This window comes from Mesorhizobium sp. B3-1-6 (genome assembly GCF_006439555.1).
Classification (GTDB): domain Bacteria; phylum Pseudomonadota; class Alphaproteobacteria; order Rhizobiales; family Rhizobiaceae; genus Mesorhizobium.
In genome coordinates this window covers 35,139-50,435 of the sequence record NZ_VFTM01000042.1, presented here as the reverse complement: position 1 = coordinate 50,435, position 15,297 = coordinate 35,139, and the positions used below count along the sequence as shown (strand labels likewise).

The window sequence follows — 15,297 nt, the reverse complement described above, 5'->3', positions numbered from 1 at the left end:
CCAAAAATCAGCGTTGAATCTGATTTGCCGGCCCGTGGGAATCCCAATTCCTTAAATCGTCACTACGGCCTAATGCATATCGCGCAAAAGTGTGCAGCGGTTTTGCGACAGCGACATGCATGAAAACAAAGGCCTAAAGCGCGTCGCCTGAATCCGCTTCAGCGCGACGCGCTTTAGGCCCAGACGAAGCGTTAACTGCCGCACTGCCGCATCTGCGCGGCGTAATCGCGGGCCATCTGGTCGGTGGCGCGCGCGTAGCCTTGAACGCCGGCGTCGCCGCGATTGCCGCGGCCATAGGCGGTCCAGCCGAGATAGTAGGCCAGATAGAGATTGTAGGTGTCGTTGCGGGCGACGCCGAAGGTGCCGGCGGTCTTGGAGTGGTACCAGCCGACGAAGTCGATGGCGTCGGCAAAGCGCGTGCGGCGCGCCGCCCAGTTGCCGGTCTCGCTTTGATATTGCGACCAGGTGCCGTCGAGCGCCTGCGAGTAGCCGGTGGCGCTCGAGACATGGGTCCACGGGATGAAGCCGAGCAGCTTGGTGCGCGGCGGGCGGGCGTTGCTCTTGAAGCCGGATTCCTTGCGCACGGTCGCCATCAGCACGGGGACGGGAATGCCGTATTTCTGCTCGGTCCGTTCGGCGGCCGACTGCCAGTTGTCGAACCAGCCGTCATTCTGGTCGAAGACGGCACAGACATTGTTGATGTGGCTGGGCGCTGTCGCGCAGGCCGAAAGCGCCAGCAGCACGGAGACAGCGACAATTTTACTAAAACTCGACCTACGCATTGGAAGACGAATAGGCCGAAATCATAAAAGGAGTCTTGCGCGGTTCCTTAACGCGGATGCGGAGGCACGAAAAAGCCGAGTGTCGATATTACGACCATCGGCGTCGTTATTCTCTTCATTGTCTTTGAAAAATGCCGCCTTGGCTAAAATCACGCCGGCAAATGGCGAATTCCTGACAGCTCGCATCTGATGCCGGCGCTCTGATGCGCGCATGAGCGAACCAAGACGCAAGCGCGGCGCCGAGCGCACCAGCAACCGTGGGCCAGCGGCCATTCCACAACTGCCGCGGCGGCGAGTGGAGAATCCCTATCCGCCCATGGCGCTGCTGTCGGCCGACCAGATCGAGGCCATCCACCAGGCGTCGATGCATATACTGGAGAATTTCGGCATCGAGGTGATGAGCGCGCGGGCGCTGTCGCTGTTCGAGCGCGCCGGCGCCAAGGTCGATCACGGCTCGATGAATGTGCGCGTCGATCGCGGCATGGTCGAGGCGGCGCTGAAGTCGACGCGCCCGGCCTACACGCTGACGCCCCGCAATCCGGACCACGCCATCCATCTCGGCGGCAGCACGATCAACTTCACGCTGGTGGCGGGGCCGCCCAATGTGCATGACATGGAGCGCGGCCGCCGCGCCGGCAACCTTGCCGACTATTCGGACCTCGTGCGGCTGGCGCAGCATTTCAACTGCATCCACATGCTGGGCAATCAGGTCTGCGCGCCGATCGAGCTGCCGGCGAACACAAGGCATATGGACACCTATTTCGCCAACCTGACGCTGACCGACAAATCTTTCCACGTCTCGGCGATCGGCCGGGGCAGGGCGCTCGACGGCATCGAGATGATGGCGATCGCGCGCGGGCTGACACTTGATGAGATGCGCGACGATCCCGGCGTCAACACCATCATTTCGGTCAACTCGCCGCGCCGCTTCGACGAGATGATGGCGGAAGGGCTGATGACCATGGCCGAATACGGCCAGTCGGTGGCGGTGACGCCGTTCACGCTGATGGGCGCGATGAGCCCGGTGACGCTGGCTGGCGCGCTGGCGCAGCAGAATGCCGAAGCGCTGTTCGGCATCGTGCTCACGCAGCTGGTGCGTCCGGGCGCGCCGGTGATGTATGGCGCCTTCACCTCCAATGTCGACATGAAGTCTGGCGCGCCCGCCTTCGGCACGCCGGAAAACACCAAGGCCAATATCGCTTCCGGGCAATTGGCGCGGCGCTATAGATTGCCCTATCGCACGACGCCGGGCTCGGCCTCGAACGCGGCGGACGCGCAGGGCGCTTATGAAACTCTGATGGCTTTGTGGGGCGCGGTGCTCGGCCACGGCAATCTCGTCTACCATGCCGCCGGCTGGCAGGAGGGCGGCCTGACGGCCTCGTTCGAAAAGCTCATCATCGATGTTGAGATGATGCAGCACATGATGGAGTTTTTGCGCCCGATCGTGGTCGACGAAGGCGAACTGGCCGTGGACGCGCTGGGCGCGGTGCCGACCGGCGGCCATTTCTTCGGCGAGCCGCACACGCTGGAGCGCTACGCCACCGCCTTCTACCAGCCGATGCTTTCCAACTGGCAGAATTACGAGGCCTGGCAGGAGGCTGGCGGGCTCGACACGACGGCGCGCGCGACGCGGCTGTGGAAGAAAGCGCTGGAGGAATATGTCCAGCCGGCCATGGACCCCGCCGTGCGCGAAGCGCTCGAAGCCTATATGGCGCGCCGCAAGGAAGCGATCGGGCAGGGCGAACCGTGATGGAACAGCTTCCCATCCTGATTCATTTCAATCTCTCAACTCACTGAACCAACGAGAAAAACCCCATGAAGTCGCATGCAAAGGTCGTGGTCATCGGCGGTGGTGTCGTCGGATGCTCGGTGCTGTTCCATCTTGCCCGCCATGGTTGGACCGATGTCGTGCTTCTCGAACGCGATGAGCTGACCTCGGGCTCGACCTGGCATGCGGCGGGCGGCATGCACACCATCAACGGCGACCCCAACGTCGCCAAGCTGCAGAAATACACGATCTCGCTCTACAAGGAGATCGAGGAGCTTTCGGGACAGGCGACGGGCGTGCACCTGACGGGCGGCGTGCTTCTGGCGGCAACCGAGGCGCGGCTCGACTGGTTGCGCGGCGTCGTCTCCAAAGGCCGCTATCTTGGCATCGACCTCGAGGTGATCTCGGCGAAGGAGGCGGCAGAATTGATGCCGCTCATCGATCCCAGCCAGTTCGTTGGCGCCGTGCGCAACAAGGAGGACGGCCACCTCGATCCGTCCGGCGTGACCCACGCCTATGCCAAGGCCGCGCGCAAACTGGGCGCCGAGGTCGAGCGCTTCACCAAGGTCGAGGACATCGTGCGCCGGCCCGACGGGTTGTGGCGCGTCATCACCAACAAGGGCGAGGTGGTGACCGAGCATGTCGTCAATGCCGGAGGGCTGTGGACGCGCGAGGTCGGCCGCATGGTCGGGCTGGAACTGCCGGTTCTCGCCATGGAGCACATGTACCTGATCACCGAGGACATGCCGGAGGTCGCGGATTGGAACAAGAAGACCGGCACCGAGATCATCCATGCCGTCGACTTCGACGGCGAGCTGTATCTGCGCCAGGAGCGCGGCGGCATGCTGATGGGCACCTATGAGAAGGCCAACAAGGTGTGGTCGGAGTTCACCACGCCTTGGAATTTCGGCCATGAACTGCTGGAACCGGACATCGACCGCATCGCGCCGTCGCTGGAAGTCGGCTTTCGCCACTTCCCGGCCTTCCAGAAGACCGGGATCAAGCAGATCATCAACGGCCCATTCACCTTCGCGCCCGACGGCAATCCGCTGGTCGGCCCGGTGCGCGGCCTGCCGGGCTTCTGGGTCGCCTGCGGCGTCATGGCCGGCTTCAGCCAAGGCGGCGGCGTCGGTCTCGCGCTCTCCAACTGGATGATCGAGGGCGATCCCGGCGCCGACATCTGGGCGATGGATGTCGCCCGCTACGGCGACTGGGCGACGATGGCCTACACCAACGCCAAAGTGCGCGAGAATTACTCGCGCCGCTTCTCGATCCGTTTCCCCAACGAGGAATTGCCGGCCGGGCGCCAGCTCAAGACGACGCCGGTCTACGACCTGCTGTCGGCCAAGGGCGCGCAATGGGGCGTTTCTTTCGGGCTTGAGGTGCCGCTGTGGTATGCGCCCGCGGGCGTCAAGGATGAGTTCTCATGGCGGCGCTCCAACGATTTCGCCCATATCGCCAATGAAGTGGCGGCGGTGCGCGGCGGCGTCGGTCTGTCGGAGATCTCGAACTTCGCCAAATACAAGGTGACGGGCGAGGGCGCCTCGGCCTGGCTCGACCGTGTGCTTGCCTGCAAATTGCCGAAGCCCGGCCGCATGACGCTGGCGCCGATGCTGAAGCAAGACGGCAAGCTGATCGGCGACTTCACGCTCGCCAACGTTGGCGACGGCGAATGGTTCATCGCCGGCTCCGGCGTCGCCGAGCAATACCACATGCGCTGGTTCGAGGCGCATCTGCCCAAGGACGGCTCGGTATACATCGAGGCGCTGGGGCAGAAACTCACCGGCCTCGCCATCGCCGGACCGAAAGCGCGGGAGGTGCTGGCGAAAGCCAGCCGCGCCGACGTCTCCAATGCCGCATTCCCGTTCATGGCGGTGGCGCGGATGGATATCGGCATGGCGCCGTGCCTGGTCGGGCGCGTCAGCTATACCGGCGATCTCGGCTACGAGATCTGGGTGGCGCCCGAATATCAGCGCGCCGCCTTCCAGGCGCTGCTGGCGGCGGGCGAGGAATTTTCGATCGGCTTGTTCGGCTCGCGCGCGCTCAATGCGCTGAGGCTCGAGAAGAACTATGGCTCATGGGCGCGCGAATACCGGCCGATCTACGGACCGCTCGAGGCCGGGCTCGACCGTTTCGTCGCCTATGGCAAGGATGCCGATTTCATCGGCAAGGCAGCGGCGCTCGCCGAGCGCAAAGGGGGCGGCAAGCTTCGGCTGCGCAGCTTCATTGTCGACGCCACCGATGCCGACGTCATCGGCGACGAGGCGATCTGGCATGACGGCGTCGTGCTCGGCTGGGTCACGTCCGGCGGCTATGCGCATAATTCGAGGAAGTCGGTAGCCTTGGGCTATGTGCCCAAGGAGATCGCCGACAGACCGGATGGGTTCGAGATCGAGATCCTCGGCCAGCGCCATGCGGCGCGCATCCAGGCGGCGCCGCTGTTCGACGCCAATTTCGAACGGATGCGCGCCTGAAGCGCTACGGCTTCGCCGATGCGCTTCAGGCGCTTGGCTTTGTGCATGCCGTCATCCCAAAACGGCTGAGCACTTTTGGGCGACATGCACTGGCGGTGCATGCTTTGTCAGCCGCGGCGGTTGTCCAGCGCGAAGGCGCCGGACCCGGCGAAGATCAGATAGAGGAAGATGAAGCAAAAGGAGATCGCCAAGTCGCCGCCGTTGTTTACGGGGAAGAAGTCGCGCGGGAAGTGCGCCATGAAATAGGCGATGGCCATTTCGCCAGCCAGGAGGAAGGCGACCGGGCGGGTGAAGAGCCCGAGCGCCAGCAGGATGCCGCCGGCGAATTCGAGAATGCCGGCCGCCGTCGTCAGCCCGGTGAGGGCGTGCGGCTGAGCGCTGACCGGGAAGTTGAACAGCTTCTGCGAGCCATGTTCGATGAACTGCAACGCGGTCATGATGCGCAGCACGCCCAGCGCCTGCGGCCGGTACCGGGCAAGGCTTTCAAAAAGCTTCATCTAAAACTCCATTTTACCCCGCCCGGCCATAAATTGTCACCCGGCAATGGGCCACTCACTTCCCACGGCCCCACCATCAACAATCGGTGAGTGAAAATGGTTTCACCTCCCAATAAATGTTCTCGCAATGGTTGCATATTTATCCCTATGGTTGTATTGATATGCCGAGACATCAAACCATACGGGTCCGCTTTGCCATGAAAAAAATCCTCATCAGCCTATTCGCAATCCTTGCAGGCACCAGCTTCGCTGCGGCCGCTGACGGGGGCTGCGATGCCTTCAAATGGCCGGTTGCGCGCGAGCAGGCCTTGTTCCCGGCGGCGCCGGCCGGCCAGTCCGGCACCTCCCTGACAGTCGGGCAAGCGGTGGATTTCTCGCTCGAGGCCGTCGACACGGTCAGCTTTGAAGTGCCGCCGGAACGCGCACCGGCAGCCGGCACGTTCGGCGCGACGGCCAGCGTGGCCGTGCCGCCTGATGGCGAGTTGCAGCTCAGCCTATCCGACGAGGCCTGGATCGATGTCGTGCAGGACGGCAAGACCGTAAAATCGGCGGCTTTCAGCGGCGTCAAGACCTGCCCGGGCATCCGCAAGAGCCTGCGCTTCAAGCTCGCCGGCGGCGCGGCGATCATCCAGATCAGCGGCGCAAAAAAGGCCGATCTGAAGGTGGCTGTGCTGACGCCGGAGTGATCCGGCGCCAGCCCATCCAAGCACGCGCTGCTACCGCGTCGACGCCAGCAGCGCGAAATGCGCGCCTTGCGGGTCCTGGCACTGGATGATCCACTGGCCGCTCGGCACCTCCATCGGGCCCATGATGACCTTGCCGCCATTGTCGGTGACGCGCTTGGCGGCGGCGTCGATGGCGTCGACGTTGAAATAGAACTGCCAGACGGGAACCGGGATCTGCGGCGGCTTGTTCATGATGCCGCCGCCGGATTCGGGGCCGGCGCCAAAAGTCTGGTAGATGCCCATCTCACCCATGTCCAACTGGCCGGCGCTCTCCCAGCCGAACTGGCTGGAATAGAAGTCGAAGGCGGCTTTCCAGTCCGAGGTGTAGAGCTCGTGCCAGCCAACATGGCCGGGTGTGGTCGCCGGCACCGGCGGCTGTTCAGGCTGATTGGGCTGAAGGAACATGAAGGCGGCGCCTTGCGGGTCGGCAACGACGGCGAAGCGGCCGACGCCCGGAATGTCGTCCGGCGCGCGGTGCACCGCACCGCCGGCGTCCTTGAGCGCTTGCGTCGAGGCGTCGACGTCCTTGGTGTAGATATAGCCCACCCAGGCCGGCGGCATACCCATCTTGGCGGGTTCTTCCGGCATCGTCATCAGCCCGCCGACGCCGCGCACGCTGGAATTCATCACGATGTAGCGCGGCATGCCAGGCGCCTTGTCGAAGGGCTCGGCCCGCCAGCCGACAACGGCGGTATAAAAAGCCTCGACGGCGTCGAGGTCGGTGGTCATCAGTTCGTACCAGAAGAAAGGTTGCGGGGATTTCGGCATCGTCGGTCTCCTCACCGGTTCAGGCAGCGATCGCGGTTCGATCCATCCTAGGACGATCCTGGCGACAGAAATCCGACATCTGGGCTGGAATTCGAGGATGGCAAGGCACCAGCGCATATCGCCTAGGGCGCGCAGCGGTTTTGCGACGACGACATGCATCAAAGCGCGCCTCGCTCCGATCCGTTCCTGCGTGATGCTTTAGGATTCGCAATCTTGCGCGCCATGGGGTTTTCGACTTTGCTTGTTGCCGATGAGGGGTTTCGATCCATGCGCCACATGTCACTGACGCCGGAACTTGTCGCTCTGTGCCATCGGGAGGAGGTCGACCCTGGCCCCAGCGGGGATTGGACACAGCTAAGCGACGATGATTTCCGGACGCTCGCCACGCGTCTTGCCGGCGAGGCCGATGAAGGTCCGCTTTGGGTGTTCGCCTATGGCTCGCTGATCTGGAAACCGGCCTTCGAGTCCGTCGAGCAGTTGCGCGCCTCGGCGCATGGCTGGCATCGCTCCTTCTGCCTGGATCTCGTGCGCTGGAGAGGCAGCGCCGAGCAGCCCGGACTGATGATGGCGCTCGAACGCGGCGGGCGCTGCGATGGCGTGATCTACCGCCTGCCGGACGGTGACAAGGCAGCCCAGATCGAAAGGCTGTTGCGACGCGAGATCGACGATCACGAAGCCGTCAGCTCGGTGCGATGGGTCCCAGTGCGCACCGTGCAAGGATCGCTCAAGGCGCTCGGTTTCTGGGTCGGCGTCACCGGCAGGGGGACGTCTCTCGGGCAGCCGCTGGAGAGCGTAGCAAAGATATTGGCTTGCGCATGCGGCCATGTCGGTTCCGGCGCCGAATATCTCTACAACACCGTCAGCCACCTCGAGACCTTCGGCATCCATGACCGCAATCTGTGGCGGCTGCAGGAACTGGTGGCGGACGAGATCCGGTCGATCCATGGCCACAAGGTCACAAGCCATGCCATAGCAGAGGTTACTGAGGTGGCTATAACATGATTTCATTTGTCATGTTTTACTCAGCCATTACAGTGGCTTGGCCGAAAATTGACCAATTGATAAAAAAATAAAACGTGCTAGCCTTCCCAAAACGACAACAAGGGGAGCTGGAATGGCGACTGGTCATTTCATCGAAGGCATTGCCGGCGGCCGGCTGTCTTCCGAGCAATATGCCGACAATTTTTCCGACCTGCATCCGCCGCTCGATCATCATGAGGCGCTGGTCGAATCCGATCGCTGCTATTTCTGCTACGACGCGCCGTGCATGAACGCGTGTCCGACTTCGATCGACATCCCGCTGTTCATCCGCCAGATCGCGACCGGCAATCCGCTGGGCTCGGCCAAGACAATCTTCGACCAGAACATCCTTGGCGGCATGTGCGCCCGCGTCTGCCCGACCGAGACGCTGTGCGAAGAGGTCTGCGTGCGCGAGGTGGCAGAGGGCAAGCCTGTGCAGATCGGCCGGCTGCAGCGCTACGCCACCGACGTCGCCATGAGCGAGGACAAGCAGTTCTACAAGCGCGCCGAGCCGACCGGGAAGAGCATCGCCGTGGTCGGTGCCGGGCCGGCCGGGCTGGCGGCAGCGCATCGCCTCGCCCGTCATGGCCATGAGGTGACGATCCTGGAGGCGCGGCCGAAGGCCGGCGGCCTCAACGAATATGGCATCGCCGCCTATAAGAGCGTCGACGATTTCGCCCAGGCCGAGGTCGACTATGTCACGGCGATCGGCGGCATCGATATCCAGAACGGCAAGGCGCTCGGCCGCGACTTCCAGCTTGCCGACCTGATGCGTAACTACGACGCGGTGTTCCTTGGGCTCGGGCTCGGCGGGGTCAATGCGCTGCGCGCCGATGGCGAGGATGCCGATGGCGTCACCAATGCGGTGGAATTCATCTCGGAACTGCGCCAGGCGAGCGACCTTTCCAGCCTGCTGGTCGGCCGACGCGTCGTCGTCATCGGCGGCGGCATGACGGCGATCGATGCCGCGGTGCAGTCGAAGCTGCTCGGCGCGGAAGAAGTGACGGTCTGCTACCGGCGCGGCCAGGAGCACATGAACGCGTCCGGCTTCGAACAGGACCTGGCCGCCGCCAACGGCGTCACCATCCGCCACTGGCTGCAGCCGAAGCGCGTCCTTGCCGAGAACGGCAAGGTTTCGGCAATCGAGCTCGAATACACCGCGATCAGCGGCGACAAGCTCACAGGCACCGGCGAACGGCTCACGCTTGTCGCCGACCAGGTGTTCAAGGCGATCGGCCAGAGCTTTGTGCCGGCGCATCTCAACGGCAGCGGCGAGCAGATCGACCTCGAAGGCGGACGCATCAGGGTCGACGCGGAAGGCCGCACTTCGCTGGCAAAAGTCTGGGCCGGCGGCGACTGCATCTTCGGCGGCGACGATCTGACGGTCTCGGCGGTGGCGCAAGGGCGCGACGCCGCCGAGAGCATCCACCGGGCACTGGCCTCTAACGGGAGGGCATGAGCATGGCAGACATCCGCAACAATTTCGTCGGCATCAAATCGCCCAACCCGTTCTGGCTGGCCTCGGCGCCGCCGACGGACAAGGCCTACAATGTCATCCGCGCCTTCAAGGCCGGCTGGGGCGGCGTGGTGTGGAAGACGCTCGGCGAGGAGGGCCCGCCGGTCGTCAACGTCAACGGCCCGCGCTACGGCGCGATCTGGGGCGCCGACCGCCGCCTGCTCGGCCTGAACAATATCGAGCTGATCACCGACCGCGACCTGCAGGTCAATTTGCGCGAGATCAAGCAGGTCAAGAAGGACTGGCCCGACCGCGCAATCGTCGTCTCGCTGATGGTTCCCTGCGTCGAGGATGCCTGGAAGGCAATCCTGCCGGTGGTCGAGGACACGGAAGCCGACGGCATCGAGCTCAATTTCGGCTGCCCGCATGGCATGTCGGAACGCGGCATGGGCGCGGCTGTCGGCCAGGTGCCCGAATACATCGAGATGGTGGTGCGCTGGTGCAAGCAGAATACCCGTATGCCGGTCATCACCAAGCTGACGCCCAATATCACCGATGTGCGCAAGCCCGCGCGAGCGGCACTTGCCGGCGGCACGGACGCGGTGTCGCTGATCAACACCATCAACTCGATCACCGGCGTCGATCTCGACAGTTTCGCCCCGCAGCCGACCATCGATGGCAAGGGCTCGCATGGCGGCTATTGCGGTCCGGCGGTGAAGCCGATCGCCATGAACATGGTGGCCGAGATCGCTCGCGATCCCGAAACGCATGGCCTGCCGATATCGGGCATCGGCGGCATCACCACTTGGCGTGATGCCGCTGAATTCATGGCGCTCGGCGCCGGCAATGTGCAGGTCTGCACCGCGGCCATGACCTACGGCTTCAAGATCGTGCAGGAGATGATCGCCGGGCTGGAGAACTGGATGGACGAGAAGGGCCATGCCTCGCTCTCCGACATCATCGGCCGCGCAACGCCCAACGTCACCGACTGGCAGTATCTCAACCTCAACTATGTCGCCAAGGCGCATATCGACCAAGACGCCTGCATCAAATGCGGCCGCTGCCATATCGCCTGCGAGGACACCTCGCACCAGGCGATCACCAATATGGTCGACGGCGTCAGGCATTTCGAAGTGATCGAGGCCGAATGCGTCGGCTGCAACCTCTGCGTCAATGTCTGCCCGGTCGAAGGCTGCATCACCATGGAGCCGCTGGCGGCCGGCGTGATGGACCAGCGCACCGGCAAGCCGGTGTCCCCGATCTACGCCAACTGGACGACGCACCCCAACAATCCGATGGCCAAGGTGGCGGCGGAATAGGCTTGGGTTCCTCGCCCCACGCAGTGGGGAGAGGTGGCCCGGCGAAGCCGGGACGGAGAGGGGTCTTCGGGACGGCTGGACACCGCCGAGGCCCCAAATTGCCTGTTGCCATTCCTTGCGCCTCGTTTGCGGCTACGGCGTGCCACATTTCCAAGCGGCTGGCCTTTGGCGATAGCGTGCATGGGAGCTTGGCGCATGCATTGTCTTATGCAGCACTGGTCGACCCCCACTCCGTCTCGGCTTCGCCGAGCCACCTCTCCCCCGATCGACGGGGTAGAGGAAGGCGTGCCAAGCTTTTTGCCGTCAATGCTCGTCCAGCGGCGCTCCCTTCCTTTCCCTCCGGAGGGGGGAAAGGTGGCGCTGCGAAGCAGCGACGGATTGGGGGAACCATGTGGCAATCAAGCTTCGGCCTGATCAGTCGCGCCAGTCACAGAAGATGTGCATAGCGTAGCGCTTTGCCGGGTGCGAGGAACCCAACTCCTGCGAAGCGCCGTTCTCTCTCATCCTGCCATTGCGAATTAGCGGGCAATTTTCATCTTGCCTATTGCAGATAAAAACTATCCACGATAAAAGATATCCATGAATTGGAGATCGGCACGATGAAGCTGGGCGAGGGCGTTGAGGCGGCCATCCATTGCGCGGCGACGCTGGCCAGCGTCGATGGCAACAGCACCATGCCTGGCGCCGCGCTCGCGGAGTGCTTCGGGCTGTCGTCGAGCTATCTCCTGAAACATCTCAATCAGCTCACAGCGGCGCGCATCCTGGAATCGGTGCCAGGGCCGGCGGGCGGCTATCGGCTGGCGCGGGCGGCGGAACAGATCACGCTGCTCGACGTCGTGCTGGCCGTCGAGGGACGGGAGCCGGCGTTCCGCTGCGGCGAGATACGCCAGCGTGCCCCGGTCAAGATCGATGCCTCGGCCTATGTCAAACCCTGCGGCATCAATGCCGCGATGCTGAAGGCCGAGCGCGCCTATCGGGCAGCGCTCGCCGAAGTGAAGATTTCCGACATCGTGGCGGAGTATGCGGCCGAAGGCGATCCGCGATCCTATGCCGCGAGTTGCGCCTTCGTCGAGCGGCACCAGCGGCCGCAGAAATCCGCTTCATCCAAACAGATATAGACCCACCCAAAACCTGGAAGGAAAGACGATGAAACAGAGATTGCAATTCTACGCCAAGGCTCCGGAGCTTCTGAAGGCGGTCACGGCGCTCAACAAGGCGGTCGACGAGTGCGGGCTGGAAGAAAGCCTGATGCATCTGGTCAAGCTCAGGGCCTCGCAGATCAATGGCTGTTCCTACTGCGTCGACATGCACAGCCGCGAGGCGAGGCGCGACGGCGAGACCGAGCAGCGGCTCTATCTGGTCGCCGCCTGGAAGGAATCGCCGCTGTTTTCAGAGCGCGAGCGCGCCGCCCTTGCCTGGACCGAGAAGGTAACGAAGATTTCGGAGAACGGCGTTCCGGACGACCTCTATGCCAGCACGCTCGAACATTTCTCCGAGGAGGAACTGGTCAAGCTGACGGTGGCTGTCGGCATGATCAACACCTGGAACCGGCTCAGCATCTCCTTCCACGCCATCCACCCGGTCGAGAGGGCCAAGGCCGCCTGAGCGAACGGGGCGGCGCGCGGGGCGGTTCAGTTGTCGGCGAGCTATTTGCTGATGTCGGCGCTGCCCTCATTGCCCTGCCGTCTACGGGGAGAAATGCCCGGCAGGGCAATGAGGGGCAGCGCTGACGCCGGATTTTCGCCTTAAGCGCGTCGCGCTGGAACGGATTCAGGCGACGCGCTTTTAGGTCTTTGTTTTGATGCATGTCGTTGTCCCAGAACCGCTGCACACTTCTGAGCGACATGCATTGGTCACCACTCACGCCGCAAAGCGCAAACCACCGTCGCAAGTCAGCACCTGCCCGGTCATGAAGCCGTTGGAGACCAGGAAGGCGATCGCCTCGGCGACGTCCTCGGCGCGGCCGATGCGGCCGACCGGTGTCTTGCCGGCATATTCGGCAAACACCGCCTGCCGCTGATCGTCCGGCAAAAAGTCCCACCAGGGCGTGTCGATGACGCCGGGCGCCACGACGTTGACGCGCAGCGGCTTCAGCTCGACAGCCAGGATCGGCGCGACGGTGAGCAGCATGCCGTTGATGGCGCCGATGCCGGCGACGCCGGGCGCTGCAATCTGCGCCGAGACGGCCGAGATGAAGGTGACCGATCCGGCCTTGTTCATGGTCGGCAGGGCCGCCTGCAGACAGGACAATTGCGGCCGGATCTTTTCCTCGACGCCACTGCCGATATCGGCGAGGTCGAGCGTCGCGAACGGCCCCAATCCCTTGCCGCCGCTCGCGGCGAGGACCAGGTGATCGAACGGCCCGAGACCGTCGAAGAAATGCCGGACCTCGTCCGGCTTCGTCGCGTCGAAGGCGGCCTTGCCGACGGTGCCATCAAGGATCTTCCACGCGCCTTTGAGCTTCTCCTCGTTGCGGCCGGTGATGGTCACTTTCATCGTGGGGCCGACCAGCCGTTTGGCCGTGGCAAGGCCGATGCCGGATGAGCCGCCGATGATGACGCAATGTTCGATGGTCTCGCTCATGAATGTTGTTCCTTGGATTTGGAGGATGGACGCTCGATCAGTTCGAGGCTCAAGGTCCGCAATCGGCGGCGGGCTTTTTCGTCATAGGCCTGGGCCTCGGCGCGCGATTCCCGCTGGCCGTCGAAGTAGCGGCCGCTGCGTCCTTCGAGCGCGGGCGACGTCGCGAGGTTGAGGATGGCGTCGGCGCCGGTCTCGACAGAGCTCCACGGCGTGACGCCGGCCTGCCGGACCATGGTGGTGTCCATGTAGCTTGCCGGGTGCAAGGCGTTGACGCTGACGCCCGTGCCATCGAGCTGCTGAGCCAGGTCGACGGTGAACAGGATCTGCGCCAGCTTGCTCTGGCAGTAGGCGCGCACGCCGCTGTAGCCATGCGTCAGCATCACGTCGTCGAAGTCGATCGCCTGCTGGCCGGCCGAGGCGACATTGACGATGCGCGCCGGCGCGCTTGCCTTGATGAGCGGCAAGAGTTCCGAGGTCAGCAGGAAACCGGCGAGATAGTTGACGGCGAAGCGCAGTTCATAGCCGTCAACGCTGACCTGCCGCTTCGCGCCCTGGCCGCCGGTGCCGACGCCCGCATTGTTGATCAGGATGTCGAGCCGGTCGGTCCTTGCGCGCACGGCTTCGGCGAGGCGGCGCACCTCGGCAAGCGAAGCGAGGTCGGCTGCGAGAAATTCGGCTTTGCCGCCTTTTGCTTCTATGGCGGCTGCGGTCGCCTTGCCGCGGCCTTCGTCGCGGCCATGCACCAGCATGCGCGCGCCGGCCGCGCCGAGCCGCTCGGCGACCACGCGGCCGACGCCGTCAGTCGAGCCGGTGACGAGAATGGTTTTGTCCTTGAGTTCCATGTCCAGAGCCTCCTTGCGCTGCTCTGAAGGGAAAGATGGGACATCGCGCGAGGCCCAAACAGTTCAAACTTTATCCTGGTATCGGTACTGCTATAATAGATGCATGGATGCCACCGCCCATTCTCCCGAAGATCACCGCCGGCGCGAACTTGGCGCCTTCCTGCGTTCCCGTCGCGAGCGGCTTTCGCCCTCGGAGACCGGCATTGCCGCCGGTCAGCGGCGGCGCACGCCCGGGCTGAGGCGCGAGGAAGTGGCGATGATCGCCGGCGTCGGCACGACCTGGTATACCTGGCTTGAGCAGGGCAGGGACGTGCGTCCTTCGGTCGAGGTCCTGACCGCGCTCTGCCAGGCATTGCGGCTCGACGGCGCCGAGCAGCGGCATTTGTTCACGCTCGCCGGCCGCCAGCAGCCGGAGCGGCGGCGCATCGTACAGGTAAAGGTCGAGGGACCGTTGCTGCACATGCTGCAGAGCCTGGTCCTGCAGCCCGCCTATGTCGTCGGCCCGCGCTGGGACGTGCTGGCCTGGAACGACGCGGCCGTCGCCATTTTCGGCGATTACGGCCTGCTGGAGGGTGATGCGCGCAACATCATCCATGGTGTCTTCACCGATCCGCACCGGCGGCACCTGCTGGTGGATTGGGAGCAACTGGCGCGCGCAACCCTTGCCGCGTTCCGCGCCGAGAGCGCGAAATACACCGGCGATCCGGACTTCGAGCGGCTGATCGCGCTGATGATGCGCTCAAGTTCCGAATTCCGCGAGTGGTGGCCGCAGCGCGATGTGGTGCATCGGCTCTCCGGCCTGAAGCATCTGCGCCATCCGATCGCCGGCGCCATGACGTTCGAGCATATGAGCCTGTCAATCGACGACGGCTCGGACATGCGATTGATCGTCTACACGCCGCTTGCCGAGCAGAACTCGGTCGCGAAGCTGCAGAAATTGTTGGATGCACAATCGGTTCAGAAACGCAGCGCGTGAGGCTGGCTGGCGGCAGCCCCCCAGCTTCGTCATCCACGGGCGGAGCGGGAGCGAAGCGGACGCGGAGACCCGAGGATCCATTCCGTT

At 63.9% G+C, this 15,297-nt stretch carries 14 protein-coding genes; 9 read left to right on the top strand and 5 right to left on the bottom strand.

Annotated elements, in window-relative coordinates:
• Nucleotides 1-191: 191 nt before the first annotated feature.
• A complete protein-coding gene (locus FJ414_RS28075; protein WP_140647617.1) occupies nucleotides 192-782 on the bottom strand; it encodes a hypothetical protein in 591 nt (196 codons plus the stop codon).
• A gap of 211 nt (nucleotides 783-993) precedes the next feature.
• Between FJ414_RS28075 and FJ414_RS28070 the strand changes: the two genes are divergently transcribed.
• On the top strand, nucleotides 994-2,532 hold the full coding sequence (locus FJ414_RS28070) for a trimethylamine methyltransferase family protein (protein WP_140647616.1): 1,539 nt from the start codon (nucleotides 994-996) through the stop codon (nucleotides 2,530-2,532).
• A 65-nt stretch (nucleotides 2,533-2,597) separates the two neighbouring features.
• Nucleotides 2,598-5,024, top strand: coding sequence for an FAD-dependent oxidoreductase (locus tag FJ414_RS28065; protein WP_140647615.1), 2,427 nt, complete (start codon nucleotides 2,598-2,600; stop codon nucleotides 5,022-5,024).
• 107 nt (nucleotides 5,025-5,131) lie between these two features.
• On the opposite strand, the gene FJ414_RS28060 is transcribed toward FJ414_RS28065, so the two are convergent.
• Complete coding sequence (locus tag FJ414_RS28060) at nucleotides 5,132-5,521, bottom strand: DoxX family protein (RefSeq protein WP_140647614.1); 390 nt, start codon at nucleotides 5,519-5,521, stop codon at nucleotides 5,132-5,134.
• Between the two features lie 197 nt (nucleotides 5,522-5,718).
• Here FJ414_RS28060 and FJ414_RS28055 point away from each other — a divergent pair, with 197 nt between their 5' ends.
• The gene (locus tag FJ414_RS28055) at nucleotides 5,719-6,207 is read left to right on the top strand and encodes a hypothetical protein (protein ID WP_140647619.1); all 489 of its coding nucleotides are present in this window, start codon (nucleotides 5,719-5,721) and stop codon (nucleotides 6,205-6,207) included.
• 30 nt (nucleotides 6,208-6,237) lie between these two features.
• On the opposite strand, the gene FJ414_RS28050 is transcribed toward FJ414_RS28055, so the two are convergent.
• Complete coding sequence (locus FJ414_RS28050) at nucleotides 6,238-7,014, bottom strand: VOC family protein (protein WP_140647613.1); 777 nt, start codon at nucleotides 7,012-7,014, stop codon at nucleotides 6,238-6,240.
• Between the two features lie 267 nt (nucleotides 7,015-7,281).
• Here FJ414_RS28050 and FJ414_RS28045 point away from each other — a divergent pair, with 267 nt between their 5' ends.
• The 5 genes from FJ414_RS28045 (at nucleotide 7,282) to FJ414_RS28025 (ending at nucleotide 12,414) form a co-directional block, all read left to right on the top strand.
• On the top strand, nucleotides 7,282-8,016 hold the full coding sequence (locus FJ414_RS28045; protein WP_140647612.1) for a gamma-glutamylcyclotransferase: 735 nt from the start codon (nucleotides 7,282-7,284) through the stop codon (nucleotides 8,014-8,016).
• 112 nt (nucleotides 8,017-8,128) lie between these two features.
• Nucleotides 8,129-9,493, top strand: coding sequence for an NAD(P)-dependent oxidoreductase (locus FJ414_RS28040; RefSeq protein ID WP_140647611.1), 1,365 nt, complete (start codon nucleotides 8,129-8,131; stop codon nucleotides 9,491-9,493).
• A gap of 2 nt (nucleotides 9,494-9,495) precedes the next feature.
• A complete protein-coding gene (gene preA / locus FJ414_RS28035; protein WP_140647610.1) occupies nucleotides 9,496-10,809 on the top strand; it encodes an NAD-dependent dihydropyrimidine dehydrogenase subunit PreA in 1,314 nt (437 codons plus the stop codon).
• Nucleotides 10,810-11,408: 599 nt separating this feature from the next.
• On the top strand, nucleotides 11,409-11,927 hold the full coding sequence (locus FJ414_RS28030) for an Rrf2 family transcriptional regulator (protein ID WP_140647609.1): 519 nt from the start codon (nucleotides 11,409-11,411) through the stop codon (nucleotides 11,925-11,927).
• Nucleotides 11,928-11,955: 28 nt separating this feature from the next.
• The gene (locus tag FJ414_RS28025; protein ID WP_140647608.1) at nucleotides 11,956-12,414 is read left to right on the top strand and encodes a carboxymuconolactone decarboxylase family protein; all 459 of its coding nucleotides are present in this window, start codon (nucleotides 11,956-11,958) and stop codon (nucleotides 12,412-12,414) included.
• Between the two features lie 255 nt (nucleotides 12,415-12,669).
• On the opposite strand, the gene FJ414_RS28015 is transcribed toward FJ414_RS28025, so the two are convergent.
• The gene (locus FJ414_RS28015; protein WP_140647607.1) at nucleotides 12,670-13,392 is read right to left on the bottom strand and encodes an SDR family oxidoreductase; all 723 of its coding nucleotides are present in this window, start codon (nucleotides 13,390-13,392) and stop codon (nucleotides 12,670-12,672) included.
• The gene (locus tag FJ414_RS28010) at nucleotides 13,389-14,234 is read right to left on the bottom strand and encodes an SDR family oxidoreductase (RefSeq protein WP_140647606.1); all 846 of its coding nucleotides are present in this window, start codon (nucleotides 14,232-14,234) and stop codon (nucleotides 13,389-13,391) included. Before FJ414_RS28010 ends, FJ414_RS28015 begins: the two co-directional genes overlap by 4 nt.
• Nucleotides 14,235-14,337: 103 nt before the next feature.
• Here FJ414_RS28010 and FJ414_RS28005 point away from each other — a divergent pair, with 103 nt between their 5' ends.
• Nucleotides 14,338-15,210 carry a helix-turn-helix transcriptional regulator gene (locus tag FJ414_RS28005; RefSeq protein ID WP_140647605.1) on the top strand — a complete coding sequence of 291 codons (873 nt, stop codon included), beginning with the start codon at nucleotides 14,338-14,340 and terminating at the stop codon, nucleotides 15,208-15,210.
• The last annotated feature ends 87 nt before the right edge of the window (nucleotides 15,211-15,297 follow it).

Excerpts from the sequence above, each read along its gene's own strand:
- FJ414_RS28055 (WP_140647619.1), top strand. The coding sequence starts at position 5,719 with ATGAAAAAAATCCTCATCAGCCTATTCGCAATCCTTGCAGGCACCAGC.
- FJ414_RS28060 (WP_140647614.1), bottom strand. The coding sequence starts at position 5,521 with ATGAAGCTTTTTGAAAGCCTTGCCCGGTACCGGCCGCAGGCGCTGGGC.
- FJ414_RS28070 (WP_140647616.1), top strand. The coding sequence starts at position 994 with ATGAGCGAACCAAGACGCAAGCGCGGCGCCGAGCGCACCAGCAACCGT.
- FJ414_RS28015 (WP_140647607.1), bottom strand. The coding sequence starts at position 13,392 with ATGAGCGAGACCATCGAACATTGCGTCATCATCGGCGGCTCATCCGGC.
- FJ414_RS28065 (WP_140647615.1), top strand. The coding sequence starts at position 2,598 with ATGAAGTCGCATGCAAAGGTCGTGGTCATCGGCGGTGGTGTCGTCGGA.
- FJ414_RS28050 (WP_140647613.1), bottom strand. The coding sequence starts at position 7,014 with ATGCCGAAATCCCCGCAACCTTTCTTCTGGTACGAACTGATGACCACC.
- FJ414_RS28010 (WP_140647606.1), bottom strand. The coding sequence starts at position 14,234 with ATGGAACTCAAGGACAAAACCATTCTCGTCACCGGCTCGACTGACGGC.
- FJ414_RS28030 (WP_140647609.1), top strand. The coding sequence starts at position 11,409 with ATGAAGCTGGGCGAGGGCGTTGAGGCGGCCATCCATTGCGCGGCGACG.
- preA (WP_140647610.1), top strand. The coding sequence starts at position 9,496 with ATGGCAGACATCCGCAACAATTTCGTCGGCATCAAATCGCCCAACCCG.
- FJ414_RS28075 (WP_140647617.1), bottom strand. The coding sequence starts at position 782 with ATGCGTAGGTCGAGTTTTAGTAAAATTGTCGCTGTCTCCGTGCTGCTG.
- FJ414_RS28045 (WP_140647612.1), top strand. The coding sequence starts at position 7,282 with ATGCGCCACATGTCACTGACGCCGGAACTTGTCGCTCTGTGCCATCGG.
- FJ414_RS28005 (WP_140647605.1), top strand. The coding sequence starts at position 14,338 with ATGGATGCCACCGCCCATTCTCCCGAAGATCACCGCCGGCGCGAACTT.
- FJ414_RS28040 (WP_140647611.1), top strand. The coding sequence starts at position 8,129 with ATGGCGACTGGTCATTTCATCGAAGGCATTGCCGGCGGCCGGCTGTCT.
- FJ414_RS28025 (WP_140647608.1), top strand. The coding sequence starts at position 11,956 with ATGAAACAGAGATTGCAATTCTACGCCAAGGCTCCGGAGCTTCTGAAG.